General features: G+C 58.3%; 36 protein-coding genes. 2 read left to right on the forward strand and 34 right to left on the reverse strand.

Features of this window, described 5'->3' with window-relative positions; translation table 11 throughout:
- The 34 genes from AWB77_RS33115 to AWB77_RS33265 form a co-directional block, all read right to left on the reverse strand.
- Nucleotides 1-1,560 (reverse strand): phage portal protein, encoded by a 1,560-nt coding sequence (locus AWB77_RS33115; protein WP_061138676.1) that lies wholly within the window; start codon nucleotides 1,558-1,560, stop codon nucleotides 1-3.
- Nucleotides 1,561-2,091: a hypothetical protein gene (locus AWB77_RS33120; protein ID WP_061138677.1), complete on the reverse strand. Its 531-nt coding sequence runs from the start codon at nucleotides 2,089-2,091 to the stop codon at nucleotides 1,561-1,563.
- Between the two features lie 2 nt (nucleotides 2,092-2,093).
- Nucleotides 2,094-4,148 (reverse strand): phage terminase large subunit family protein, encoded by a 2,055-nt coding sequence (locus AWB77_RS33125; RefSeq protein WP_061138678.1) that lies wholly within the window; start codon nucleotides 4,146-4,148, stop codon nucleotides 2,094-2,096.
- 13 nt (nucleotides 4,149-4,161) lie between these two features.
- Nucleotides 4,162-4,809 (reverse strand): hypothetical protein, encoded by a 648-nt coding sequence (locus tag AWB77_RS35255; protein WP_061138679.1) that lies wholly within the window; start codon nucleotides 4,807-4,809, stop codon nucleotides 4,162-4,164.
- A gap of 1 nt (nucleotide 4,810) precedes the next feature.
- Complete coding sequence (locus AWB77_RS33135; RefSeq protein ID WP_061138680.1) at nucleotides 4,811-5,029, reverse strand: hypothetical protein; 219 nt, start codon at nucleotides 5,027-5,029, stop codon at nucleotides 4,811-4,813.
- Nucleotides 5,026-5,295 carry a hypothetical protein gene (locus AWB77_RS33140; RefSeq protein ID WP_061138681.1) on the reverse strand — a complete coding sequence of 90 codons (270 nt, stop codon included), beginning with the start codon at nucleotides 5,293-5,295 and terminating at the stop codon, nucleotides 5,026-5,028. The genes AWB77_RS33135 and AWB77_RS33140 overlap by 4 nt, the downstream gene beginning before the upstream one ends.
- Nucleotides 5,292-5,810, reverse strand: a complete 519-nt coding sequence (locus AWB77_RS33145; RefSeq protein ID WP_061138682.1) for a DUF1441 family protein — start codon at nucleotides 5,808-5,810, stop codon at nucleotides 5,292-5,294. Before AWB77_RS33145 ends, AWB77_RS33140 begins: the two co-directional genes overlap by 4 nt.
- Nucleotides 5,811-6,392: 582 nt before the next feature.
- Complete coding sequence (locus AWB77_RS33150) at nucleotides 6,393-6,860, reverse strand: hypothetical protein (protein ID WP_061138683.1); 468 nt, start codon at nucleotides 6,858-6,860, stop codon at nucleotides 6,393-6,395.
- Nucleotides 6,860-7,045, reverse strand: a complete 186-nt coding sequence (locus AWB77_RS33155) for a hypothetical protein (protein ID WP_061138684.1) — start codon at nucleotides 7,043-7,045, stop codon at nucleotides 6,860-6,862. Before AWB77_RS33155 ends, AWB77_RS33150 begins: the two co-directional genes overlap by 1 nt.
- Nucleotides 7,046-7,077: 32 nt before the next feature.
- Entirely contained in the window at nucleotides 7,078-7,317 is a 240-nt protein-coding gene (locus tag AWB77_RS33160) for a hypothetical protein (RefSeq protein ID WP_061138685.1), read from the reverse strand.
- Complete coding sequence (locus AWB77_RS33165; protein ID WP_208601596.1) at nucleotides 7,317-7,790, reverse strand: lysozyme; 474 nt, start codon at nucleotides 7,788-7,790, stop codon at nucleotides 7,317-7,319. Before AWB77_RS33165 ends, AWB77_RS33160 begins: the two co-directional genes overlap by 1 nt.
- The gene (locus tag AWB77_RS33170) at nucleotides 7,781-8,038 is read right to left on the reverse strand and encodes a hypothetical protein (protein WP_061138686.1); all 258 of its coding nucleotides are present in this window, start codon (nucleotides 8,036-8,038) and stop codon (nucleotides 7,781-7,783) included. Before AWB77_RS33170 ends, AWB77_RS33165 begins: the two co-directional genes overlap by 10 nt.
- Entirely contained in the window at nucleotides 8,035-8,355 is a 321-nt protein-coding gene (locus tag AWB77_RS33175) for a hypothetical protein (RefSeq protein WP_061138687.1), read from the reverse strand. Before AWB77_RS33175 ends, AWB77_RS33170 begins: the two co-directional genes overlap by 4 nt.
- Entirely contained in the window at nucleotides 8,348-8,812 is a 465-nt protein-coding gene (locus AWB77_RS36245; protein WP_157694968.1) for a hypothetical protein, read from the reverse strand. The genes AWB77_RS33175 and AWB77_RS36245 overlap by 8 nt, the downstream gene beginning before the upstream one ends.
- A gap of 209 nt (nucleotides 8,813-9,021) precedes the next feature.
- A complete protein-coding gene (locus AWB77_RS33185; RefSeq protein WP_061138689.1) occupies nucleotides 9,022-9,621 on the reverse strand; it encodes a hypothetical protein in 600 nt (199 codons plus the stop codon).
- Nucleotides 9,622-9,960: 339 nt separating this feature from the next.
- Complete coding sequence (locus AWB77_RS33190; protein ID WP_061138690.1) at nucleotides 9,961-10,650, reverse strand: hypothetical protein; 690 nt, start codon at nucleotides 10,648-10,650, stop codon at nucleotides 9,961-9,963.
- A 5-nt stretch (nucleotides 10,651-10,655) separates the two neighbouring features.
- The gene (locus tag AWB77_RS33195) at nucleotides 10,656-10,886 is read right to left on the reverse strand and encodes a hypothetical protein (protein WP_061138691.1); all 231 of its coding nucleotides are present in this window, start codon (nucleotides 10,884-10,886) and stop codon (nucleotides 10,656-10,658) included.
- Between the two features lie 69 nt (nucleotides 10,887-10,955).
- The gene (locus tag AWB77_RS33200; protein WP_061138692.1) at nucleotides 10,956-11,300 is read right to left on the reverse strand and encodes a hypothetical protein; all 345 of its coding nucleotides are present in this window, start codon (nucleotides 11,298-11,300) and stop codon (nucleotides 10,956-10,958) included.
- Between the two features lie 73 nt (nucleotides 11,301-11,373).
- Nucleotides 11,374-11,781, reverse strand: a complete 408-nt coding sequence (locus tag AWB77_RS36250; RefSeq protein WP_157694969.1) for a hypothetical protein — start codon at nucleotides 11,779-11,781, stop codon at nucleotides 11,374-11,376.
- Between the two features lie 951 nt (nucleotides 11,782-12,732).
- Nucleotides 12,733-12,996, reverse strand: coding sequence for a hypothetical protein (locus AWB77_RS33215; protein ID WP_061138695.1), 264 nt, complete (start codon nucleotides 12,994-12,996; stop codon nucleotides 12,733-12,735).
- Nucleotides 12,997-13,362: 366 nt separating this feature from the next.
- Nucleotides 13,363-13,647 (reverse strand): CCDC90 family protein, encoded by a 285-nt coding sequence (locus AWB77_RS33220; protein ID WP_157694970.1) that lies wholly within the window; start codon nucleotides 13,645-13,647, stop codon nucleotides 13,363-13,365.
- A gap of 82 nt (nucleotides 13,648-13,729) precedes the next feature.
- On the reverse strand, nucleotides 13,730-13,876 hold the full coding sequence (locus AWB77_RS36255; RefSeq protein WP_157694971.1) for a hypothetical protein: 147 nt from the start codon (nucleotides 13,874-13,876) through the stop codon (nucleotides 13,730-13,732).
- Between the two features lie 65 nt (nucleotides 13,877-13,941).
- Nucleotides 13,942-14,151, reverse strand: a complete 210-nt coding sequence (locus tag AWB77_RS33225) for a hypothetical protein (RefSeq protein ID WP_061138697.1) — start codon at nucleotides 14,149-14,151, stop codon at nucleotides 13,942-13,944.
- Between the two features lie 67 nt (nucleotides 14,152-14,218).
- A complete protein-coding gene (locus AWB77_RS36260) occupies nucleotides 14,219-14,422 on the reverse strand; it encodes a hypothetical protein (RefSeq protein WP_157694972.1) in 204 nt (67 codons plus the stop codon).
- 83 nt (nucleotides 14,423-14,505) lie between these two features.
- On the reverse strand, nucleotides 14,506-16,848 hold the full coding sequence (locus tag AWB77_RS33230) for a VapE domain-containing protein (protein WP_082852807.1): 2,343 nt from the start codon (nucleotides 16,846-16,848) through the stop codon (nucleotides 14,506-14,508).
- Complete coding sequence (locus AWB77_RS36555; protein WP_167354199.1) at nucleotides 16,845-17,093, reverse strand: hypothetical protein; 249 nt, start codon at nucleotides 17,091-17,093, stop codon at nucleotides 16,845-16,847. Before AWB77_RS36555 ends, AWB77_RS33230 begins: the two co-directional genes overlap by 4 nt.
- 72 nt (nucleotides 17,094-17,165) lie before the next feature.
- Nucleotides 17,166-17,474: an NrdR family transcriptional regulator gene (locus AWB77_RS37580; protein ID WP_445343888.1), complete on the reverse strand. Its 309-nt coding sequence runs from the start codon at nucleotides 17,472-17,474 to the stop codon at nucleotides 17,166-17,168.
- Between the two features lie 4 nt (nucleotides 17,475-17,478).
- Nucleotides 17,479-17,805 (reverse strand): hypothetical protein, encoded by a 327-nt coding sequence (locus AWB77_RS33235; RefSeq protein ID WP_061138699.1) that lies wholly within the window; start codon nucleotides 17,803-17,805, stop codon nucleotides 17,479-17,481.
- 25 nt (nucleotides 17,806-17,830) lie between these two features.
- Nucleotides 17,831-18,190, reverse strand: a complete 360-nt coding sequence (locus AWB77_RS33240; RefSeq protein WP_157694973.1) for a hypothetical protein — start codon at nucleotides 18,188-18,190, stop codon at nucleotides 17,831-17,833.
- Nucleotides 18,190-18,726 (reverse strand): dUTP diphosphatase, encoded by a 537-nt coding sequence (dut, locus tag AWB77_RS33245; RefSeq protein ID WP_244158737.1) that lies wholly within the window; start codon nucleotides 18,724-18,726, stop codon nucleotides 18,190-18,192. Before dut ends, AWB77_RS33240 begins: the two co-directional genes overlap by 1 nt.
- Before the next feature lie 123 nt (nucleotides 18,727-18,849).
- A complete protein-coding gene (locus tag AWB77_RS33250) occupies nucleotides 18,850-19,227 on the reverse strand; it encodes a VRR-NUC domain-containing protein (protein WP_061138701.1) in 378 nt (125 codons plus the stop codon).
- Nucleotides 19,224-20,192 carry a ParB/RepB/Spo0J family partition protein gene (locus tag AWB77_RS33255; protein ID WP_061138702.1) on the reverse strand — a complete coding sequence of 323 codons (969 nt, stop codon included), beginning with the start codon at nucleotides 20,190-20,192 and terminating at the stop codon, nucleotides 19,224-19,226. The genes AWB77_RS33250 and AWB77_RS33255 overlap by 4 nt, the downstream gene beginning before the upstream one ends.
- Nucleotides 20,193-20,495: 303 nt before the next feature.
- Nucleotides 20,496-20,687, reverse strand: a complete 192-nt coding sequence (locus AWB77_RS33260) for a hypothetical protein (protein WP_061138703.1) — start codon at nucleotides 20,685-20,687, stop codon at nucleotides 20,496-20,498.
- A 56-nt stretch (nucleotides 20,688-20,743) separates the two neighbouring features.
- Nucleotides 20,744-22,333: a DEAD/DEAH box helicase gene (locus tag AWB77_RS33265; protein WP_167354200.1), complete on the reverse strand. Its 1,590-nt coding sequence runs from the start codon at nucleotides 22,331-22,333 to the stop codon at nucleotides 20,744-20,746.
- Nucleotides 22,334-22,506: 173 nt separating this feature from the next.
- Between AWB77_RS33265 and AWB77_RS33270 the strand changes: the two genes are divergently transcribed.
- Together AWB77_RS33270 and AWB77_RS33275 are read left to right on the forward strand one after the other, a co-directional pair.
- A complete protein-coding gene (locus AWB77_RS33270; protein WP_061138705.1) occupies nucleotides 22,507-23,514 on the forward strand; it encodes a PD-(D/E)XK nuclease-like domain-containing protein in 1,008 nt (335 codons plus the stop codon).
- Between the two features lie 13 nt (nucleotides 23,515-23,527).
- A partial coding sequence (locus AWB77_RS33275) for an AAA family ATPase (RefSeq protein ID WP_061138706.1) occupies nucleotides 23,528-24,420 on the forward strand: 893 nt, incomplete at its 3' end.

Here is a 24,420-nt window from a genome sequence, read left to right on the forward strand (position 1 = left end):
TTAGCTGTTAGGGTGGGAACCTTGGCTATTCACTGGCTGAACAAGCTTTTGGTTCATGGCGGCCAAAATATATTTTTCGTCGATGCCTGCGGCTTCCATCGCCTTGATATCCGCCGCGTATTCCGCGAACACTTCGTTAGGGTCGCCGCCCCACTCGCGGATGATTCGGCTCGGCGTTGTCAGCAGGTTGTTTTTCGAATCAACGGCTGCCGCAACGTCGGCGCTAGGATCGATCCACTGCCAGCGGCGCGGCTGCCACGAAACCGCCTTTTTGAGATCGGCAAACAGGACAGGTGAAAGCGGCTTTCCCTTTACCTTGATTCGGCCAGCCAGCAGGCTGTATTTCAGCCATGCTTCGAAGACTGGCTGCACCAGGTCTTCCGTTAGCCATTCCTGAAGCTCTTTCCAGTGCTCGCGCTCGTCCAGCGTGCCCTGGCGAATCGAACTGAAGTTCACGCCTTCCAGGTCGTTCGCCAAGTTGTTGTAGGCCACGCCCATGCCAGCGGTGGCACCGCGCAGAAGCGTTTTGAACACGGGCAGGAATTCGCCGCTGGGATACTGCGGCAGCCACGGGGAAACTTCGGCGCCGTCAGGCAGGACAGGAAACGCGCCCGGCTCTGCGTCGATTTCCATATCCGGGTCTGCCTCGTCATCTTGCGGCCCCTGGCCTTCCTTCCACTGGATGAAGCCCATTTTCGATGCGCCAACACGCGCATTTACAATGGCCGCGTCTTCGAATCCGATGATGTGGCGCAGGCGGAATAGGGCGGTGGCCATCCACGGCAGGCCGCGCTTTTGGCCCACCAGGTCGCGGCGAAAGCCGTGAATCATTTCGCTGGCCGGGACCGTGATATAGCCGACGCCCGCATACTGATACTCGGCTTCGCCATCGTCCACCGTGGTCAGGTGGTAATTCAGCGGGCGCCCGTAGCGGTTGAACTCGATTCCGTGGCGAATGAAGTTTTTCTGGTTGTAGTTGTCCACGTTGTAGTCAATCGGAACCCGCAGCGGGTCGATGACTTGCAGCGCGAAACCCCACGGGCCAGCATCCTTTCCGGTCACGATGCGGAAGAAAAATTCACCGTCCTGGCCCGCGCTAACGGCTGCCGCGCCCTGCATCGAACGCCAGGACTGGCCGCCCGAAACGTCCGCGTTCAGCTTGTGGCCCCATTCTTCGAACGCGTCTTTCAGCGCCGCATTAACGTCGGCGTCCAGCGTGTTGTCCGCCTTTTTGAAAGCGGCTTTCATCACGATGCCGTTAGGCCCGACGATGTTTTGGCGACACATGCGCAGAAACGCCTTCGCATAGTCGTTGTTCATCGCCTGTTCGCGCGAACGTGCCACCAGCGGGCGGTAGTTGCGCGTGATAACCCAATCGGCGGGCAGGGCGGCCGGAATCGTGCCGTTCAGGCGGTCGCTGGATGCGGCATTGAAAGAGAACGCGGAACGGATGGCGCGGGCTGCGGCGCGCATGGCGCGGGCAGGGCGCGCATCGGGCGCAGGCGCGCGAGCGGCCACGGGCAGGCCAGCGCGCGAGCGGATGAAATCGAAAAGTGCCATTTAGAAAACCGCCTTTACTTGCCGACCGAACAGGGCGCCGCGCTGTGCTTGCTTTTCGCGGCGAACTTCGGCGCGGTAGTAATCGCGCAGCTTCAGCAGGTCGCCCAGCGGCGTGCGCCACAATTCGCGGTTATTGATGGTGTAGCGTTCCTGGTCCTGCGTGGAACGCTTAGCCAGAACGGCTTCGATGTTCGCCAGCGCAATCTGCGCATGCGTCCGCACGTCAGTGCCAGGCGCGATGGCAGCCAGGCTGGGAAGGATGGCGATTTGGCCGCCTTCGATTTCCAGGACAGTGCCGCCATTGATGGCGTGAATCGCATAAACGTAATCGCCCGCGATCCATTCGGCGGTGGTCGCGGCATCGGCCACCAGATGGTGGTCCTGGCCATCGGCCTGACTCGAAATATCGATGGCGGCAGGCCCGCGCAGAAGCACCGAAAGCGCCCAATCGGGCGCCTGGTATCGGTTCAGCTTCAGCGTGCAATCGAACGTCACGCCAGCGCGAAGGCTGGCAGGAAATTGGCCTTTCATCGTCACCAGTTGGTGGCGAATCCTCCGCGACGGCGCCCGCCACTTAGAGATTTCGCCCGCTTAATGGGCCTAGTCTCTGTTTTTGGGGCTTCAGGTTCCACGTGTGGGTTAGTTTCTGGCCGTTTTTCGGCTGTTGCGGCGCGGACTTTCTCCAGCGCATCCTTTATGAGCAGCGCCCTTTCCGCCGTTTTTTCGGCCCATTCCTCGCGTGATTCGGGCTGTTTTCGGGCGATTTCCGGCGTTTTTTCGTCCAAAATCAGCCGTTTTGCAAGCTGTTTAAACGATGGATTCATGATTTTTAGGGCTGCCAGCGCATAAACGCGGCAATCCAGGGCTTCATTCCGCGCCTTTTCGGGCTTGTGCCACTCGCGCACGGGGAAGCCCTTCACATAGCGCGTTACCAGCTTTTCAGCGGTTATCTGCTTGAAGTATTCCTGGCCGTGCTCGTCGTCGGCGGGGAAGTGGCAGTAGCCAGGCCCGACTTTTTGCAGCGCCAGGCGGCGCATCACCACCAGCTTGGCTTCGTCCGATCCGACTAGGTACAGGTCCACTTTCCGGCTGTGCTTGCCGGACTGCTTGCGCTGCGGCTTTTCCACAATCTGCCGCCCCCATCCGCCCACGCCCTTGATGGCGAAGATTTTGCGGCCACGGCGGGCGCGAATGTATTCATAGGCGCTCTGCGTGTTTCCACCCGTGCCGCCAGTGTCCAGGCAGGTGGCCTGAATGGACAGCGCGGCGCCGCTTTCGTGGTCGAATTCTTCGGCCAGCAGGTCGTCCAGGTCGTTCCACACGTCCGAGCCATCAGGGTCGCCATACAGCACGCGATAAGCCACGCTGAACGATTCTTCGAACAACCCCCAGGCCACGATTTCGACTTCCAGGCGGTCGGGCTGCATATCCACGCCAGCGGTAAGGTACAGGCCACGCATCGGCACGGGATGCGTATATTCCTCGCGGCGAGCGTACAGGCTGTCAGGGTCGGCTTTCTCTGCCGTCTCCTCAAAGGTTTCGCCAAGCGAGACATTAACGAACGATTGCAAGTCACCTGCGGAAAGCTTGTTTAAATAACTTTGCACGATATCCCGCAGGCGCCTGAACGTCGAAAGCATTTCTGGCGCATGGAAGCTGGCGTGGCCTTTGAACGGCTTGGCGGCCTTCCAGCCGAATCCCTTTGCTTCGGCGCCACGGATTGCCGCGATTCTGTCGCCGTCAGACCAAGCGCTGCCGCAGTGCTCGCAGATATACCGCGCGCTATCCGGGTCTTGCTCGCCTTCCGGGTTGTCGCGGCCTTCCCAGGAAACCTGCGACCATTTCAGATACTGGCCTTCGCCGCAGTCAGGGCAGGGCACGTAATAGCGCCGCTGGTCGCCGTCTTCGAACCGCTTTTCGATGCGCGAGTGGCCCTTAACAGTCGGCGTGCTCGATGCGGTATTTACCGCCAGGTCTCCGAAAGTCGATGCCCGCTGGTCAAGCAGTTCAAGCGGGTCGCCTTCACCTTCAAGCATTTCCATGCCGTCTATTTCATCGGCCTGGGTGATTGGCGCAGAACGTCCTCGCAGAGTGCGCGGGCTGCCCGCCCAACTAAAAAGCAAAAATCCGCCGACAAACGAAATCATTCTGCTGTTATTCACGCCATCGCGCCCGCGCGATTTCGCCATTTTCCGCGTGATTCGCGGATTGGCTTCGAGCATTGGCTTTAGTTTCGTTTCCTGAAAAGTGTGGACGTCATTTTGCGTCGGCATCACAAAAATCTGTGATCGCGGGTCGTGATCCACGAAAAATCCAGTGATAACCTGTTGCGTCGTGGTCTTTCCCAATTGGGCGCCCGTCATAAACGTAACGCGCTTTATTCCTGGCTCAACCACAGAATTAACCATGCCGCGCTGATATGGGGCATTGTCGAAATTAATTGGCCCAGGCACGGCATTACCGATTGGAATTTGGATATTTTTGCTGGCCCACTCGCTGGGCAGCATATCCGCAGGCGGGATAAGATTTTGCACGGCGCGCGTCGCCGCTTCTTGGACGGCAGCCAGGTTGCTGAATGGGTGATTCATGAAAGTGGCTTTCTTAAATGTGCTTCAGCCATTCAAGCGGCTGCGTAAGAATCATCTTGTTTTTCTTCGCCATGTTCAAAGCGGCGGGGATAACCTGGACATTCGACGCGCAATGAAGGCCGCTGGCGTTCCTGGCGCGAAGCGGAATCATGTGGTCAATATGCCATTCGCGCCCCGTTACTTCGCCGCGCCTTACGCACAAATCGCCCGCTTCCTGCATAACAAAAATGTCCCACTCCCCATACCACGGTGGAGTAGCGGATTTTTTCCGCGCCTTCCGCTCGATATGCTGCGCGCGGCGCTTCCCTGGATTCAGCTTCGCCCATTCGCGCGCCTTCGCCCGCTTCGTATCTCTGTTTTCCGTATATCGGATTTTGCTTTTTGCGGCTGCCGATTCTTTGTTTTTCTCGTTATAAGCGCGCATCGATGCAATCTCCGCTTCGCGATTTTTCGAGTAATAGCGGGCGCGGCGCTGCTTCGACTTATCTGGGTTTGCTGCGTATTCATCGCGCTTTGCGATTGAAATGCAACCCCAGCACGTATGGTTAGAAACCGCACGCCATGCGATGTGGCCATGCTTGCACGGCCTTCCCGTGAAATAGCGCTGAAGCCCCAGCGCCTTCGCTTCGTCGCGCGTGAGAATGCCTACCGGCTTATCCATGTCAGTCCTTCATCCATGCAGGGATTTCCTGGCCGGGTTCCAGGCATTCATAAAGGCCGCCGCGAAGGTTACGCGCCAGCGGTTCCATGCAGAATTTGACCGTTGTCATAACGTCGCCAGCCTTCTGCAAACTCATGGGCATGGGTTGCAGCTTCGCCAGTTCGGCGGCCAGTTCATCGGCAAGGCGCGCAGCGCGGTGGCGATCGAATTTGGCGGTCATTCGCCCGCCTTCGGCGCGGCGGCCAGCATGGCCTGGTAAATCGGCGCGATGCGCAGCGGGAATTTCGGCCACTCGCGGGCCTTAATCTGCCCCGCGTAGCACATGTCTTGATTTGGACGAATCGGGACCAGGGCGAAGCCTTCAGGGATGGCGGGCGCCGCCGAAGGGCGCGCTGCATGCCACGCTAATTGCCAAGTGAACCAATCCAGGCCAGGCCATTCGTTATGCTGCGCGTCATACTCGGCGCGCATTTCCTTGTCGCTCATTCGTCGTTTTCCCCGTCTTCGTCATCGTCCAGCGCCAAGTCCGCTTCGGCGGACTGCTCAAGCGCAAGCGTCAATTCTTCTTTCAGAATGCGTTTAAACGTTGCGGAATCCTTTTCGCCAAGCAGGCGCAGCACGGCGCGTGCGGGCACGTTGGTTATGTTCGCGCGGATGGTCGCCATTAACCGTGCGGTGGCCTTCTCAAACTCAGCCACGGGCGCCACCTCTGCGCGGGCCTGGGCCAGCTTCAGTTCCGCCATTTGGGTTTCGGCGGCGGCTTTTCGCAGGTCCAGCTTTTCGATATCGTCGGGCGCGTCGCCCGCAGCGGCTGCGGCGGCGGTTTCTTCACGCCAGCGCGCGACGGCGGCGGTATTGAATTTCCATTCCTGGCCGCGCCCGCCCTTCTGAACAACCGGGCAGCCAGAGCGGACCCAGGTGTCAATCGTGGTCAGCGCCACGCCGAAAACATCGGCCAGGCCAGCGCGATTTACCGTGGTTCCTTTCGCTGGTGTTTGCATACGTAAACTATTTCTGTAAATTCTTTTTATCGTTAACGCTCAAACACTTGACAAGCGGCCAATAGTCATAGTTTGAGTTTCAAAAAGCCACGCAGATTTTTTAAAACGCGAGTGCTTGGCCCCCGCAGGGCACTGGCCCCAGGAAGGACCCGTAAATTTTACAAGGCTGTGGACAATCTGTGGATATCTCACGATGCGAAACGAGGCTGTGGATAACTCACGCATCTGCACCACCATCGTGCGAAGGCTGTGGATAACACATCCGCGCATACCACGCCACCCCGCGCAATGTCAATCCTTCGCTGCCCGCCCACCAGCCAGCCGTCCACGCTTCCCACGTATGGCCCAGCATCCTGCTGCGCCTGTATGGAATGGTCGGCGCTGCGTCCGTCATGCCTGCCGCATAGCCATGCCAGTACGCATACCGGGATGGCAGGCTACGGCAGCACGTCAATACCTTTCTGCCCACGCACCGCTGCGGACAAATCAGCCTGGCGCTGCCTGCAATCCGCCAATGCCAGCGCCACGTCCACGTGATTGGAAAGCAGATCAGCCAGGCGGCCAGAAGTAGCGGGGCCAGCATCACTGCACGGCACCAGCAGACTTGCCCGAATCGTCGGATGCGCCTGCGGCTGCACCACCTGCACGGCCTGCGTTTGCATCGTTCCAGATGCGCAGCCCATCAGCGTCAAGCTGGCAAACGCCAGAAGCGCCAGCAGCCCCAGCAGCCGCGCTGCCTTCGGTAGTTTGTCGTTCCGCATACTCGCTCACCCGTTTGATAATGGCTTTCTTGAAATCGGCCTGTTCGGCCTGGTGTTGTGCTGCCGTATCCGCTGCCACCGATGCAGCCCGCGTATTGGCCAGCGCATCGCTTGCCGCCTGTTGAATGGCAGCCGTGGCCGCCGTATCGATGGCCGCCGTCTGCTTATCCCATCTCGCCTGGACTTCAGCCTGGCCCGCCACATAGCCCTGGTGATGCTCGCGCCATCCGAACGCCACCAGCGCCAGGATGGCCAGCAGGACCGCCACGCCCTTCGCGTAAATGCTCATTACGCTGCCGCCTTAGCCTTGCGCGCTTCCTTCACTGCCAGGACAGCCGCAACGACAATAGCCACGCCCACGTAAAGGCACGGAAACAGGTAGGGGCTTCGGTGATTGGTTGCGTCCGAAAACCCGCCGAAATAAACGACGGGAAGGGCGGCGATATCAAGAAGCGTCTTCAGAAGTTTTTTCACAGTCAGCCTTTATGGTTATGAAAATGGGCAGGCTAGATAGCCTCACCCTGAACAATCGGAAACTCCACCACCTGGTCTTCCGGCACGAACGCCAGAAGCGCATCGAACGCCCAGCAGCAGAAGCCCAGCCACAGTTCGAACGGAACGAACTTCGCGCACGCGAAAACCGTTTCATCGTCCTGAACACCCATCCAAACAGGCACGCCGCAAATCGTGCCTTCATGGGTTGCGCCGGTCAGCTTCGCGGCTTCCTTCGAAATGAATAAGCGCATCACGCCACCGCCGTTTCGAAAGTGGCTTTCTCAGCAGCACGTCGCGCAGACAGGCCATTGGAAACCACAAGCTGTTTCGTATGCGGATCGCGCACCTTGTTCCAGACAAGGAACTGGCCAGCAGCGCCCGCATAGTCGCGGTTATTCAGCTTTTGCAGCAGAGTGCTGGAAGCGAAATTGCCAGCGCCGATATTGAAGACCAGGGAAACCAGCGCATCGAACTGGTTCTGGTTCAGCGGGACTTTCACGCTGTTAAGAATCGGCTGTTCGGCCTTTCGGTACAGGTCGCCATCGAAGTTCGCCTGCGCTGTCGCCAGCGTGATTTGGCGGCCCACACGAACTTCCGGACCCGTATGGCCCCAGCCATCGGTAGGAACGCCAGCAGGGCACAGATAGCCCACCAAACGCAGTTCTTCCGTGGCCTTGATGCGGTCCACGCAGGATTGGCTTGCGATCAGGTTATTTACAGCCACTTGAATTTCCCCTTGAACTTACGCAGGAAGTAATGGCGAATCCCCAGCATTGCGAACGTCACCAGCAGGACCGTAAAGGCCGCCTGGTTATCGCTGGGCTGTTTCGCCACGGAAAAACTGGCCATCGCGATGACGGCATAAATGGCTTTGCCGATCACGCCGTCATTTACACTTCGGGACATACCGCACCACACGGCCCACACGATCAGGATGGATGCGGCGCACACGTTGATTGCGGCTGTGGTCACTTGTCACCCCCGAAACGGGCTTTCACCAGGCTCCACAAATCGGCATCGCGGATAGCCCGCTGGATTGCCGACAGCATCGAACCGCCGAACGCGCCAAGCAGGAAGCCCACGCCACCGGCTGATTCCGGCTCGATGTGGAAATAGCGCGCTGCCATTCCCGTAAGGAAGTAACCGCAGGCCACGCCCGTAAGCACGAACACAGCGAAACCGCGTCGCGTCTTCAGTTCGTCGTGGAATGGCACAGCGACCAGGGCGCCGACAAGGGCAGCAGCGGCCCACTCGAACCCAGGGAAGTGCTTGTGCAGGAAGTCATACATACGCGGCAGCCCCGCGCGATTTGTTAGGCATGCTCATGGCCCCATGTGGAATGGTGGCCAGATTGTCGGCGTGTTCCGCGATAGATTCCCCGTGTGGGTTTCTCGGCGGACGCCCACCACGGTTTCCCGTGCAGTTCGGCAGATGCAGGCATTCGCCGCCGAACGCATCCACCATCCGCTGGGCTTCTTCCTGGCCCAGCACGTCGATAAGCGCATGGCCGCCACGGAACCGCTTAGGCACATAGACCGAAATGCGGATGGATTGGCGGCCAGGCTTCCCAGCCCGATAAGCGGTAGGCCAGTTACGAACCAAATACAAGGCTCGTTCCTCGCCAATCACGTCCGCCACGTCCCGCAGCGTCCCCGGTAGATTCATGCCGTACCCCAATTCGGTAATTTTTTCCGCGTGTGGGTATTGTACGCCCGCTTCGGTCGAAATTACCGTTTTGGGTGGCACGGGGAGCGCCAAACCTAGACTTTTGTTTTAGTGGATATAGTGGTTATTATCGATAATCTACTTATACCCTAGTCATCCTATTTTCTATCTACTTTCCTATTAATCCTCCACATCCTTCCAGAGTAGTAGAGAACCTATATAGGATAAGGGTTTGGAGTTGGGGAGCGTCGTTTTTTAGTGCTGCCAAGTCGTTCCAAACCCTACCCAAATCAGCGAACCGTGAAAATCAATCGCCCGCCGTATTTCTTCGAAACGAACCCCGCTTCACGCAGCACCGTGCCCACCGCGCGCGCCTCGGTCCCGCTGGGTTCGCGCTCGAAAATGTGGCGGAACACTTCGGATGCGGTGGCGAAGACTTTTTCCTGGTCCGCCGCCCACGCCCGCACGCGGTTGTAGATTTCCGCGCTGTTTTCCAGGCCCAGGTAACCGTCCGTGGCGGGGTTGCGGCGCCGGAACATGGTGCGGCCATTGGAGCGGTAAGCAACCCAGCCAGCAGCCCGCAGCGCCGCCGCCATCGTGCGCAGTTCGGCGGTGTTGGCGTCGCGCCCGTAGATGGCCGCGTAAGCCTCTGGCGCCGTGGTTAGCTCCACCTGGCTGCCTTCGGTCGTGAAATGCTCCAGGACGCGATCAGGATTGACGGGCTGGTATGGCTCACGCGAACGGCGCGCGGTGGGCTGCGGTGCGCGCTTGGCGGCTTCCAGAATGGCCAAGGCAGCCAGGATGCCATCCGCCGTAACGGCGCCCACCATCACGTCATCGCGATATAGCAGGCTGTTGGCTTCAATAATCAGGTCTTCGATTGTGCGCATGTGTTGTGTACGTGATTTGTTGATGAACAATCCGCCCTAGAACGTTGAGTATCAGAGGGTATGTAGATAATAGCGGATACACATATGGGAAGCAATGGCACTAAAGGAACCTGTTTTTCGCGGTTTGTTTCTTCCCGTTGGCTCCCATACGGGTAGCGCAATATGGGCATGCCCAATGTTCTAGCGTTGTTTTCAAGCAACAAAAAAGCCACCCAATGGGTGGCTGTGTATGTGAGGGTGGTAGTGGGTGGCTAGATCATCTGTATTGAACCCACGAAATCGCGGCAGCCAGGCAAAGCAGGGCGGCCACCGCTGCGAATTGTTCAAGGCGCTGGCGGCTCATTTGCCAGCCTTGCGCGCAGCCTGCCAAATCTGCCAGGCCACGTTCTGCTTGTTATCGAATGACAGAAACCCGTTCGCTTCTATGTACGCGGCTTCGAACTGTTCGTTTTCGTCCACCAGCACATCATCCGAACTCGCCCCCGCTGCGTCGATAGCACCGGAAGCGTAGAGTTCTGTTCCGACAGGAAGGTCTTGCTTCAAGAGCTTGACGGCAATGCCCCCGCTCACGAAGTGAGATTCTGTTATGACCGCCACCGGCTTCGCCCCCGCTGTGTCGGCGATGCCTTGCGCACTTGCAGCGTGCTTCAGGAATAGGTTGAGCATGATCTCTTGTTGCGCGTCGCTCATCACGAAACCCACATCGCGCGAGAAGTCGGTAACGAAGCGGCGCGCGTGATCCTTCAGCGACGGCTTCGCTGTGTCGGCGATGGCCGGGGCGCACGCTGGGGACTGGTAATCGTTGATGCGCTTTTCCAGATATCTGATTCTCTCGCGTAGCGCGTACTCTGTGTCTGCCGACGCCTGCGCATTCGTCACGCTGAAAATCCGCTGGCTCACCAGGTCCAGGACCGATTCGCGGCGGATAACGCCGTGGCCGTCGATATCGCCCACCTGGCGCACGCCACACAGCGCCGTGTGCAGTTCGCGCAGCGCGCCTTCCACTGCGGTTTTCTGTTCTTCCGTCATCTTAATCACCCCGCCAAACTCGCAGCCAGGCTGCGAAGGTTCGTCAAAATCGTGTAGCTGTCCACCATCCCAGCCGCGCCCGCAATCCGCTGAATCTCGCCGCGCTCCACGCGCATCATGGTATTGCCCGCCTGGATCATAACGGACCCATCGAACGACGAAACGCCCATGATAACCACGGCCACGGGCTGCGGTTTGCCGATACGTCCAGCCGAACTTCGTTTAAACACCTGCATATCATCCCCCGATGAATTCAGCCAAGCACCTGCCTGGCTGCCAAACAAACTTCGATTAAAACGTTTATGTCAAACGCCCCGCAAATCCGCCAGCACGCCCAGCAGGTTGTCCAGGTTCCTCCGCATCGCATCGCGCACGTGCAGGGCTTCACCACGCTGGCCTGCGCCGTTTTTCGTGCAGTTAGCCATGCCGATGGCCACGGCCTGAGGCATGCGCGTGGCGTTCGCCACGGCCACCGGGCGCGGGTCGATATAGCGCCCCGTGCCGTCCACGCTGTACGCCATGAACATGCCGCCCATCGCGACCACATGCGATTCACGGCCCACATCGCCCAGCGACGCCAGCGCGGCCTGGCTCCGCTCGATAATGGTTTTCGTGTCCGCGATCAAACTGGCCTTCGTTAGTGTTTTCATCTATCCCCCGATAGCGTTTTAAGTAGTCCTACCATTTCAGTGCTTAAGCCCGCACGCGGCGGGCTTCGTTCGTTCAGTTCTTGCGGATCAATAAATCAGCCAGCGGGGTTTCCTCGCACGGCTCGAAGTCTTCGCCGCGCACCGTTTCCATGCACGCCACATCAATGGCGCGTTTCCAATCCGCGCAAGCTGAGTAATTCACGGCGCGCGTATTTTCACGGCTGTACGTAAGGCCAAGTTTTTTGCATGCCAGGAAACCAGCGCGTTCTTCCGTGCCAGCCAATTGGTTTGCGACGTGGGCTCCGTTGTGGATGACTGCGTGAAGGGTCTTCATGGTCTGCCTCGCTTGTTCGTTATCGATGGCTCGATTATAAAGTGTTTCCTTTTGCAAACACAAGCACTTTATTAAAAAAGCCGCTTCGAACTGAAAGCGGCTTTCGTGGTGGCATCCAGGCATGGCGTCTATAGATGGAGTATCCATTCGCGCGGCTCAGTCAGTATCATTCGGTTAGACTTGCTCGCATTTATGGCGCCAGGCAACAATTGTACGTTTGCCGACCAGTGCAGCCCGCACGCATCCTTCGCCCGCAGCGGGATCATATGGTCTACATGCCAGATTACCCCTGTTAGCTCGCGTCTAATCCTACAAAGCAGCGCGGCCTCTTCCATCACGAATTCGTCTAACTCGCCATACCAGGCCGGGATGGCCCTGAGCTTTGCTGCGCGTCTCCTTGTAGCGTAATGAACGTACCTTTCTTTGTTGTCGCGCATGTATTGCGCCATGTAGGAGGAAATCCATGTCCTTCGTTTCGCGCGGTCTGCCTTCTTTTCCTCTGCGCTTCTGCTTCTGTATCGACTCAATTGTTTATCCCTCTGCCTAGCATTCACGGACTCTCGGTTATCGACCACCCATTTCCGCGTCCTCGCCCTTTTGCACTGGATGCACTGTCGATCAGAAGTGATTCGTTCGCAAAGATGGCCATTCACGCATTGGCAGCCAGTGAAGTAATGCCTAAGCCCGCGATCAAGTGCCGTTCTACGGTCCAATACATGCAACAAAATGCATAACTGTTCTGCTGGCACAGCAGCTTTAGCCCGTTTGATCGGCTCCGGTCTTTTCTTTGCCATCCTTTCGCGCGCTTCAGATCGGAAGCGGTCCGGGTCCGATTGGTAGCGTGCGGCGCTTTTTTCGTTTGAGCATTGAATGCATGTAAGCGCGGCCACGTTTCTTTCCGAAACATGCCCGCGCTTACACGGCTTCCCCGTGAAATACCGTTTCAACCCCCGCGCAATCGAATCTGCCCGCGAAATGATTTCCTGCTGCACTCTTAGCACTCCTATTCGTGGATGTGAGAACGGCAGACGGTTAGATGCGTTTAAAAACGCAACGAACGGTCTGCCCTACCGATGCCCGCCGAAGCGGGCGCGGTGATTACTTCGCGGTAAGGTAAATCGTTTCGCCCTGCTTTGCGTGCTTGCCCATCGAAATGATGGCCGCCGACGATGCCGGGTAGGTCTTGCCCATGTAGTTCTGGCGCAGCAGCTTCGAAGCGCAGATAACGCCCACATTGAAATCATCGCCGTGGTCACTGGCCAGGCGAATAGCGCGCGTCAGGTTCGTTTTGCCGCAGCAGTCGCAGACCGGATAGTCCGAAGTGCCGATAACTTTGTAACGTGCGCCCTTGATGAATTCCATTTCGTTACCCCGTTGCGTTGTCGATGGAGTAACTATAAGTGTCTCCAAAAGCAAACACAAGCACTAACTGCGTTTAAACGCAAAAAAAGCCACACGAAGGTGGCTTACTCGATAGTGGCTTTCAGGCTTCCCGCCTTCGCCAGTGCGCTGGGTTCGTCATCCAGGCGAAACCGCCAGGCCCGTACTCATGAAGAGAATGGCCGCACGAATCGCAAACCATCGGATCGCTGGGCTGCACTGGCCTTCCGTCGATGTGTTCAGCGATTACCGGGCTTACCGGATCGCACGGCAGCGGAATGCGCTTCATGTGGATGGCTGGCCCGCCGCACGTCCTGCAAACCAGCGTCCACGGATACGTTTCTGCACTCACGCGCCCACCCTCCCGAACGCCTTCACCAGCCCGACGATAAGCGCCACCTGGCCCAAACTGAACGCGAGCATGTACCAGACGATATGCGCCTTCAGGTCCGACACTGCGCGCAGCATCGATTCTTTCGCCAGGTCCACGTCCGATTTCGTGGCTAGGCGCGCGTCCTGCGATGCGATGGCGTCCTGGATGACGGCCAGCGTGGCTTCCGCCTGGTCGGGCGGTATGCCGCCGTCTGTCATGCGCTTATAGTGCGCGTGGCTATCAAATGCCGCTGTTGTCACGCTTCCCTCCAATCGTTTGCCGTGTTGCGGATCAGACCCACCACCGCCAGCAGCGCGATGCCAGCGCCCACACAAGCAAAAGTCATCGCCCACCCCGCGAAGCCTTAACCTGGCGTTCAAGCTGGTTAGCGGCGCGCAGCAGGCCCACGGACATAACCAGGAACCACACGGCACCGAAGAAGACGGCCAGCATCAGAAAGAACAGCAGAAGCACGATAATTATTTCCATCACTCACCCCGTAGTGAATTGCTACAGGCCGAATTATTGACCATTTCCAAAAGCAAACACAAGCATTATTTGTCTGCTGAACGCAAACCAAGCTCCTGCGCCACAGATGGCGTGGTGTACGCGCCGTCAGCAAGCCTCACAAATTCACCCTTTTCCACCAGGCGTTCGCAAACGCTAATCTGGTGGCTGCCCTTCGGAGTGATCGCGCCGCTTGGCGCTGTGTTCGCCCTGGTAACGTAAAGGCGCTCGATTTCGGAAAGCCCGAGTAATGGCATGTGAACCCCTCCGCGCATAAAAAAAGCCACCCTGCGGTGGCTTTCCAATCCCCGTAAATCCTTCGCGTCAGTGCGCCACTTCTTCCTGAGCGGCTTCCAAGACGCGGCGCATCCGTCCGATGATAGTCGGAAAGTCCTTTCTATCGCTGTTTGCCACCAGCGACAGCATCCGCTGCATTCCGCGCAGTTCCGCTTCGCGCACGTCTTCGACAGGCGCCCCGAAACCAGTAAGCGCAGGTGGTTGCGTTTTTGTAACGTTTACCGATTTCATGGCTACCCCTGATATAATTTTCTTAAACCCACACGTTGACAAAAGCCAAAACGCTGGCTCTTGTCTGCGAGTATAAGCGAAAATCAAATCGGGCGGTCGTCGTTATCGTTGTAATTTTGTGTCGATTTGTGACTGGTCGGTGGCACTTCAAACACAAGGCGCCCGCCGTACTTGTAGGGGTCTTTCCCCGTGTACTTGCGCAGCGATGCCGCCGCCGCCTTCGTTTCCTTCTGCGTGGGTTTCGTATAACCAATCATCACCGCCACTTCCGTGGCCGTGTGGCGATACTGGCCAGGCGCCGCCCAATCGAAATGGCCGCCGATCAGTTCATCAATCGGGTTCTGTTCCGTAAAGGCCAGATTGTGTTCCGCCAGCGCCGCGTTTTCCTCGCGCGTCAGCGAGTGCTGTTCGCCCGCCAGGTAAAGCTGCTTCGCCTGCGCCCAGGCTTGCTGCATATCGACGCCGTGGAACGCCTGGAAGCCATCGCCGCATTCAATCGTCCAGTATCGGCGGTTTCCCTGTTCGTCGCGCAGATACGCCTTGTCATTCACGCTCGCCGCGAACGCTGTGCGCCGTGGGAACTTGCTGGCGGCCTTGGCATACGGAAGGCGCATTTCGTCCACCTTGCGCGTGATGAAGTTCCGCAGCGTGCCGATATCCGATTTCGAGAAAGTGGCTTCCAGTTCGCCAAGTTCCACCAGCCAGTAAGAAACGGCCTGTTTGATGGTGTCCTGTTTGTCCGTGTTGATTTCCGCGCCTTCCTTAATCAGCGCGCGGTTATCGTTAGCAAGGCTCATAATCCACGTGGTCTTGCCCAGCCCTTGCGCGCCTTGCAGCACGATGGCGCCCTGCATCGCAAACCCTTCGTGTTCATACACGCAGGCCACCGCGCCCACCATCCATTTGCGCAGCAGCGACAGCGCCAGTTCAGGATGGCGCGCGTCCGTGCTCGCGGCCAGCGCCGTGATGCGGTCCACGCCATCCCAGGGCTTCGAATCGATCCATTCGGCTGCCGGGTTGTATGAGTTATCGTCAGCCAGGGCGATGATATAGCCGCGCACGTTCGCGCGTGACATGCTGTTACGGGCGCACAGGCTTTCGATAGTAGAAAAGCAGTTTTCCGTGTGGTTGTCTTGACTGAACCGCTTGCCAGGAATCGATATTTCGATATCCTTCGCAATCACGTTGTATCGTGCCTGAATGCCGTATTCACTCAGCATATAGGCCATGTTCTCGATGGTATCCTGCGGCCCCTTCTCGCCACGGTCAGGGAAGCCGAACGGATTAACCGCCACGTTCAGCGGAACGGCATCACTTTCCTGGCTGCCATCCTCCTGGCCTTCGTCCTGCGCAGGCGCTTCGCCCATCGCGAAGGCGCGCGGGTCTTGCGAGCGCTGCGCAAGCATTTCCAGCACTTCATTCCGCGTGATGCCTTCGGCCTGGCCATCCGCCAAATCCCAGCCATCCTGTTTTTCGCCCAGGCGGTAATTCACCACGCGAATGCCCGCATCGTCTACCAGGCCGCGCAGGCGTGCGGAAATGGCGAGCATGGCGGCGGCGCCAGGCTGCTTGTGGATCGGCAGCAGCGGGCCTTCGCCTTCGGCGGTTTTCTCGCGCTGCGAATCGAAGTCAGGCCACAGGAACACGCGGCGGCGGCCCTTCAGCGCGTCCAGCTTCACTTTATCGGCGGCAGCCGTGCCGCCCATCCAGGACAGCACCAGGCACGAATCGCCCATGATTTCTTGGGCGGCATCGGCGGCCTTTTCGCCTTCCACAATCAGAATGTCGTGATCTGGAAAATCGTTCAGCTTTTGCAGGCCATAAAGCGGACGCGGCTTCGAACCAGAAAAGCCGACATTGGCCCAGCGATGTTTCTTCTGCTTCGGATCGAACGCCCAGGACCAGGGAACAATCTGCTTGCGCGGCTGCACGTCATAGCGCGCGATATGGCACAGCAGCTTCCCTTCCTTCGTGAAGTATTGCCACACGCGGGACGCTTCGCCAAATTTCCAGTGCTTGAAGTTCTCAAGCGGTGGTGCATCGTCAGGAACGGGGAAAACGGGCTGCGGTTTGTTCTCGTCAATCGGCAGCACGTTTTTGCTTTGCGCCTGTTCGGCGGGCTGCTGTCCAGTGCCTTGCTGGTAGTCCGTTATGGCGTGCTGCTGGATCAGCGCGCGGGCTGCTTCGACTTGCGTTAGTCCCTTGATGTATGCGTAAAGGCCCACCAGGTCGCCGCCGCTTTCCTTAGTCACGAAATCGCACCACTGGCCCGTGGTGAGTTTCACGCTAAATGAACCCGCGTTCTTGTCGTTGCGCGTTGGGTTCGTCGTTACCCACTCAGCGCCACGCCTGGTTCCGTTTGGCAGCCAGTCCGGAACAACAAGCTCCGCACTCAGCGCCGCATTAACTTTTCGGAAATCAATCATGCGCGTTTTTTCGCTTCGTCAGCGCGTCGCTTGTCAAGTTCGGCCACCGCTACTTCCAAAGCTGTTAGCGCGTGGTCAGGGATTATTTTAGATTCGCAGCGCCACATGCGGATTGTTTGGCTGGAACGGTCCAGCATCTTGGCCACATCAGGGCTTTTAAGTCGGCGCGTCCGCATGATTTCCAGAAGCCGAACAGTGCGTTCGTGTTTTGGTGGAACTGGTCTTGCGCTATCTTTGCGGATCATTTTTATAGTGGCCAAATAGGAAAAACACTAGCCGCAATTCTAACAGCTAGTGTTTGCAAAAGGAAACAGTTTTTACCTGTTTAGTCTGACGGCTGCGCCAGGTGGCATTGTAAGTGCGAACGAAAACGCGGGGAAAGTGGTTTTCTGTTTGGTCGGAACAGTCGCACTTTTGTCTGGTTCTGGCGCGCTCGCTGGCGGCGGCGGATCGCGTTTGACGGCGCAGACGTAATGGGCTTTCCCTTCCGCCTTCTCAGAAACCACAATTTCAGTGGTGGCAAATCGATGGCCGCAGGCGCTGTTCATGCACTGGCGGCGGCGCCGCTGGCCATAGTCTCGACTGTCCAGCACTCGCGTTTTAATCCCACATTTCGGACAAAGCATTTTTTCACTCGCTTACGGGTATCTTGCTGGTTAGATGGTGGCCGCCGCAGAACTCGCACTGGTAGGCACGGCGCGGCTTGCCCTGCTTCCCATATTCGGCCTGAATGCCCAGCATCACGGCCACCGCCTGTTCTCGCGTCGCATAGCGGTCTTTCTTGCAAACCATCGAACCATCGCGCATGCGCCAGCCCACGATGCGCTGGCCCCATATGACGGTCACGGCACGCGATTCGCGGATCAGCTTGCGCATCGCCTTCGGGCCAAAGCCCTTGCGGTCCTTCGCTTCGCGCTCGATGCGCTGCCTTGCCCTTGAGAATTGCGCCGCATTCATTATGGCCGCCTTATGAAAGTGGTTTTCAGTGCTGCATTAATTGGTAATACGGATTGACTGGCTTGCCATTCTTCGCGTTATGCCGTGCCCGCACCAGCAGGCGATTCCGCGCGTAATAGCGTTTGCTGTCCTTCGATTTGTCCGCCTTCGTGCGCTTCGGTTCTGGCTTATCCTCGCCAGGACCGAAGCGGAACACGGGCGCCCACTTGCCCTTGATTTCGAAATGGCGCTTCCAGCCAGCGATATGCGCGCGGCCTTCCTTATGGGCGCGCTTCAGGTGATAGTCCACCGTGTTGCGGTGCATGCGCTGTTCATCGGCCATATCGCCCGCCGTGCTGTCGCCGCAGCGCAGCAATTCCATAAGGTAGTCGCGCGTGGATTGCATCACGCCCCCGTGGAACCGAAGCCACCAGCCCCGCGTGCCGTTTCCGTCAGTTCGTCAGCCAGGACGAATTGGACGGCAGGCACGGGCAGAATCATGGCCTGGGCGATGCGGTCGCCGGTTCGAATGTAGTTCGCGCGCGGCTCGCCGTCAGCCCGCAGGCTCACCATTAGTTCTCCCCGATAGTCACTATCGATGATGCCAACACAATTCGATAGACGGATGGCGTCTTTAAACCCATGCCCGCTTCGGCTGTACACCATCAGCGCGAAGCCTTCCGGAACTTCGAACGCCAGGCCGGTTCGAAAAATAGCGGCGTGCCTGTCTGTCGGATGCGGTTTGAATTTGTCGGCATCGACAGCGCACAAATCAAAGCACGCAGCGCCTGCGCTGGCCAGCTTCGGAACCACCGCTGCATCATGCAGCTTTTTGATTTTCACTCGCATCATTTCGTTTGCTATCCCAAATTTCCAGAACCCGTTTTTCAACGGCGCTTTTATGTTCGAACCCGTGTATATGCCCCAGGCGCCATAGTTCATGGTGGCGCCGTGGCTTCGTCGGCAGCGCCAGGACATATTCCGCATCGCGCTGCACGTTACCGCTTACCAGCCTGGTGGGCGTCGGCCCGAAGTCGGCAGCGGGTCGCTGCGCGCGATTGCGTTTCATAGCCCTAACGTCCGCTTCGCATCTGCTACGCTGCGCCACACATCGGCTTTTCCGCCGTGGCGGTTGATGGCATCCAGAAAGGCCCGCTGCTGCTTCGAAACCCGCCCGTCTTTCGTCTTGCACTCGCCAGCCAGGAAGCGCAGGAACTGCTGGCCCACCATTTCGGGCGTGATGGTCACGAACTCGCCGCCGAACAGGTCGGAGAACCCAGGCGGAAGGCCCGTATCGAACGGGCGCGGGTTGCGAATCAGAATCGAACCATCGGGCAGGCGGTGGATATCACCAGTCCAGCCGCGACCAACGTTCGCGCGGAACAGCAGGCAATGGCCTGCCAGTTCGTTGCGGATGCTGTTCTGGATGCCGTGCTCAGTCACGCTGCGCTTTCCTCGCTAAGTTCGCCCTGGCTGGCTGCCTGGGCTTTCGCTGCGGCCTTTTCGGCCTGGCGGGCGCGCTCGTTGCGGATCAGTTCGGCGGCCTTCAACACTTCCAGCATCGTGCCCGCGTCGATTTCGATTTTGTCGCCAGCGTGCTGGGCTGGGTCTTTCTCTGCGCGGGCCAGGACGGCGCGCTGGGCCTTCGTCAGCGAACTGGAAACGAACGAAACGCACTGTTCCACTTCGTCCACGACCGTGCGCGGCAGCGCTTTGGGCTTCAGGTCGCCTTCTTTCACGCGGCCACCGCCTGCGGCCTTCACCTTGCCCGCGATTTCGGCGCCTGCTTTCTCGCCGTGCTTGCGGACAATTTCGATGGCTGCCGTGGCGCTCACCTTGCCTTCACGGACCATCTGTTGAACGTCGTGATTCGCGTTCGCCAGAATCAGCATTTGTTCCACGTGCGGACGGCTGCGGCCGATTTTTTCCGCGATTTCGGCGGGCTTCAGGCCGAAGGCAGCCAGGCGCTTATAGCCTTCCGCGCGCTCCAAATCGGTCAGCTTGCGCGACTCGTTCGAAGTCATGATGCGCGTCAAGCGGTCCACATCGTTTCCGGTGAAGGTGATAACGTCCACCCACACTTCGCCTTCCTTGTCTTGCAGCGGCGCACCCATTTCCACGGCGCGCTTTACCGCACGCGTGCGGCGGTGGCCGTCTACGATCCACACCCCGCCTTCGTCGCGGATGCGAACTTCGATGGGCGGATACATGCCGCCGCTGGCAATGTATGACGCCAGGCGCTCGATGCCTTCCTGGAAAGTCTCACCGTTTTCATCGATGGCGTTTTCGTCGCGCAGGTTGAAACCAGGCTGTTCGTGAATTTCGTCCAGCTTGATGCGGTATGCGTTGACGCGTGCCGCCGTGCCTTCAGCGAGCAAATCACGGTAACTTTTTTGCTTCGTTGCCATCGTTAGTTCTCCTAGTGTTAGGCCGCTTCGGCCCATCGGTCGCGAAAATCTGCATCGCCTGGGTATCTGCCGGAACCGTCTGGACGCTTCCAACAGTAGTAACTGCCCTGGCGATGCCAAAAGTGGTAACCGGAACAAGTGCAGGCCATCGCGCGCGTGTTCCGTTTTTGCATCCACGCATCGATGCGGTAATTGCGTGTTCCGCAGGATTCGCAGGCGGGCTGGGTTTCATACTCCCCAGGGCGCTTGCGTAAAACCCGCCGTTTTTCGCAATGCCTGCATCGGACATGGAAGCGCGCCATATTAGCGGTGAAGCACGAAATCCAGAATGGGGCCACTGCACAGAATCAACCCCAGCACGCAGCCGCCAATCCATTCGAAAGCCACTTTCTTAAACATTTTTAGCATCCCCCGATGCGTTTGCGGTTCGAAGATGGCCAGGGCGAAGCACGCCAGCGCGGCAAGTAAACAGCCCAGCAGCACGTGGAAAATCATGAAATCCCCCTAGCCATTCGTTATATTAACTGTTTCCAAAAGCAAACACAAGCAGTTTATGTAGCAGCCTGTTGTTTCCCACCCAAAGCCTTACGCCACGGGCTATTTGAGAATTTTTTGTGCGCCCAGCCGACCGGGTTTTTATAGCCGCGCTTTGAACCCAGCGCGATAAGTGCGCCCAGGTCTTTCGCTTCGGCTTCCTCGCGCTTCAGTTCGGCGCGGATGCGGCGCTTATCGGCTTCCGTGACTTCCTGCAATTCGCCATCGTCGGCATCGGGTAAGCGCGCTTCAGCGAACAGGCGCTTACCGCAGGACGGGCATTGTTCTGGAAGCGGGCGGCGGATTTGCATGAAACAGTGGTCGCACGTAATGGGCGGTGGCGGGCCTTCCGGTTTCTTCCCGCCCTTGCCTTTCTCGCGGCCTTCCAGGCTCCATTCCCGCTCGTCATCAGGGAAGCCGTGGCGCGACGTGTTGCCCGCGTGGTCTAGGATGATGGCGATTTTCGCCAGCGCAGGGCGCAGGGCGCGGCCCACCATTTGCAGGAACAGGGAAAGGCTTTGCGTGGGTCGCATCAGCATCACGCAATCAATCGTCACATCGCAGCCCGCGATGGATGCCAGGTCGAAACCTTCCCCAAACAGGTCCACATTGCACAGGACCAGGATTCGCCCCGCTGCATAGTCCTGGATGATTCTTTTCCGCTCGCCCTTCGGCGTGCCTCCGTCCAGGTGCGCCGCCGCGATGCCCGCCAGGTTGAACTGGTCCGCGATGTGTTTGCTGTGCGCGATGGTCACGGCAAAAACCACCGTCCGCATGCCGTTCGCGTGCCTGCGCCAGTGCGCGATGGCGTCGCCAGTCAGCTTAGGCTTATCCATACGGGCTTCGGCATCGCCCTTGGCGAAATCGCCCATCGATTTTTTCGCGCCCTTCATATCGGGCGCATGCGGCGCATAAACGCGGTACTGCGACAGAAAGCCGTTTTCGATCAGCCAGGCGACAGATGGCCCCATTACCATCACATCGAAGAAATCGCCCAGGCCGGTGCCGTCCAGGCGCCAGGGCGTCGCGCTTAGGCCAATATGCTTGGCGTTCGGCCAGGCGGCCTGCACAAGCTGCCAGCCCTTCGCGCCCATGTGGTGGCATTCATCCCAGATAGCCACTTTCGGTTCTTTCACGACCATTAGGCGCGTCTTCAATGTGTCGATGCTGCACACATTCACCAGCGCATTGCCGTTCATCGGCATGCCGCTGGCCACGAACCCGTGATGTACGCCGAACTTATGAAACGTCTTCGACGTGCCTTCCACCAGTTCCGCGCGGTGGCATATGAAATTGACCGTTCCGCCGCGCTGCTGCGTGGCGTCCGCGATGAAAGTGGCTAACGCCGTCTTACCGGAACCCGTGGCCGATTGGATCAGCACGCGCCGATGCGTGCGCAGCGCATCACGCGCGCGCTGCACTAGCACTTCCTGATAATCGCGAAGCTGAACCGCCACCGTGTTGCCCCTAAACAACGAACTGAAGTAATTATGACCGATTTCCACAAGTTCGGTCATAATTACCGAATAGGTCAGGAATGCTCGTTGTAAAGTCGCAACTTGTAAAAAAATGTTTTGCGGGTGTTGACCTATGGAAACATAAATCACACAATTAGGCATCCGCTAAACGATTCACACAGAATTTTTTACCGGGCGCCACATTCTGGTGAAACATCAAAATGCGGCCTGGAATCAAAGATGGCTTGACAAACGCGGAATATCATGGCGGCCCTGGCGTTTCCAAATCCCTGCTGGATTTGATCGCGCGAAGCCCCGCCCACATGAAAGCCGCGCTGGATCGCCCGCCCGAAGAACGAACGCCAACGGCAGCGCAGGCCATAGGAACGGCCTTCCATGCGCTGGTTTTGGAACCTGGCGTGTTCGCGAAGGAATACACCCTGGGCCTGCGGCGGTCGGACTATCCCGAAGCGGTGGACGATAAGGAAGTTCTGGTGGGCATGGTCGCCGCACTGAACGCCACGCGGCAGCCGAAGCTGGCCACCACGGGCAGCAAGCAGGAACAGATTGAACGAATTCGGGCGGCGGCAAACTGGGCGAATCCGGAAAACCTGGACGAAATGAAGGGCGCGGAACTAAAGAATTTGATTGAAACGCTGAACAAGGAACGTACAGGACTCCTATCAGTCAGCGGCAGCACGGAACAGCTTGCGGAAACGCTCCGCGCGAACGGTAAGCCCGTTACGCTGTGGCGCGATTTGAAGGCCGAATGGGAACGCAACAATGGCCACCGCACCGTGTTGAGCGCGGAAGAATGGGACCAACTCCACGCGATGCGTGATGCGGTGATGGCTCACCCGAAGGCGGCGGCGCTGCTTTCGAAGCCAGGCAAGGCGGAACAATCTGTGTACTGGCACGATGCCGTTACTGGCGTGCTGTGCCGATGCAGGCCGGACTACTTGACCGATGACGATTACTTAATCGATCTGAAGTCAACGGAAGACGCCAGCCCGGAAGAATTTGCGAAGTCAGTGGCGAACTATCGCTATCACGTCCAGCATCCGTTTTATTGGGATGGCTTGACGGCAGTAGGCAGGAAGCCCCGCGCGTTTGTGTTCATCGCATGCGAAAAGAAAGCGCCATATGCGGTCGGCGTGTACGTGCTCGATGCGGCGGCGGTGGAACTCGGACGGATGCAGTACAGCAGGGATTTGGCGGTATATGCGGAATGCTTGGCATCGGGACAGTATCCCGCCTATAGCGAACGCATCGAACATTTGGCATTGCCTGGCTGGTATCTGAACAGCCGCGCACAACAGCTTGCAGCATAAGGACTCCTAAAAAGTGGCTATCAAATTTGAACTGGCGGAACGCGAAGGCGCGCGCATCGTCATCGGCCTGGCTGGCGTGAGTGGCAGCGGGAAAACGCGCACGGGCCTGGAACTCGGCCACGGGCTGGTCCGTGGCGACACGTCGAAAATCGGCTTCGTCTGCACGGAAAACCGCCGTGGCCGCCTGTTCGCCCGCGTGCTGAAAGATGCGGACGGCAACGTGAAAAAGTTTTTCATTCACGATTTATATGCGCCGTTCTCGCCGCAGCGATATATCGACGTGATCGAAGGCGCGGCCAATGCCGGGTTCGAAGTGCTGATTATCGACAGCATTTCGCACGAATGGGAAGGCACGGGCGGATGCGAAGAAATCGCGAACCCGCCCGGTTCGAACCTGAAGATTTCGAAGTGGAACGACGCGAAGGCCGAACATAAGCGGTTCATGAACGCCCTGCTTTCGTCGCCCATGCACATCATCGCCTGCATGCGTGCTCGCGAGAAAACGAAGATGGAGCGCGTCAACGGGAAAACGGAATACGTGCCGCAAGGCATCCAGCCGATTTGCGAAAAGAACTTCCCGTTCGAACTGACGGTTTCCATCATGATGCACGACGGCGGCAAGCAGCGCGAAGTGCTGAAAAGCCATCCTGATCTGGAAGCCATCGTGGGCACGGTCGGCTGGCACAAAGGCTTCCTGGGCTATGAACACGGCGCGGCTATCCGCGAATGGATCGACGGCGGCAGCCAGGTGGATGCAGAAGCGCAGCGCGCCCGCGACAGCCTGCAAATGGTCACGGAAAAAGGGCTGGCCGAACTTCAGAAAGCATGGCTGGCGCTCCCCGCGAAAATCCGCAAGGCCATCAATGCGGACGGCAAATGTCCCGAAAGTCTGAAGAATAGCGCGGC

Source organism: Caballeronia fortuita (assembly GCF_001544835.2).
GTDB lineage: Bacteria > Pseudomonadota > Gammaproteobacteria > Burkholderiales > Burkholderiaceae > Caballeronia > Caballeronia fortuita.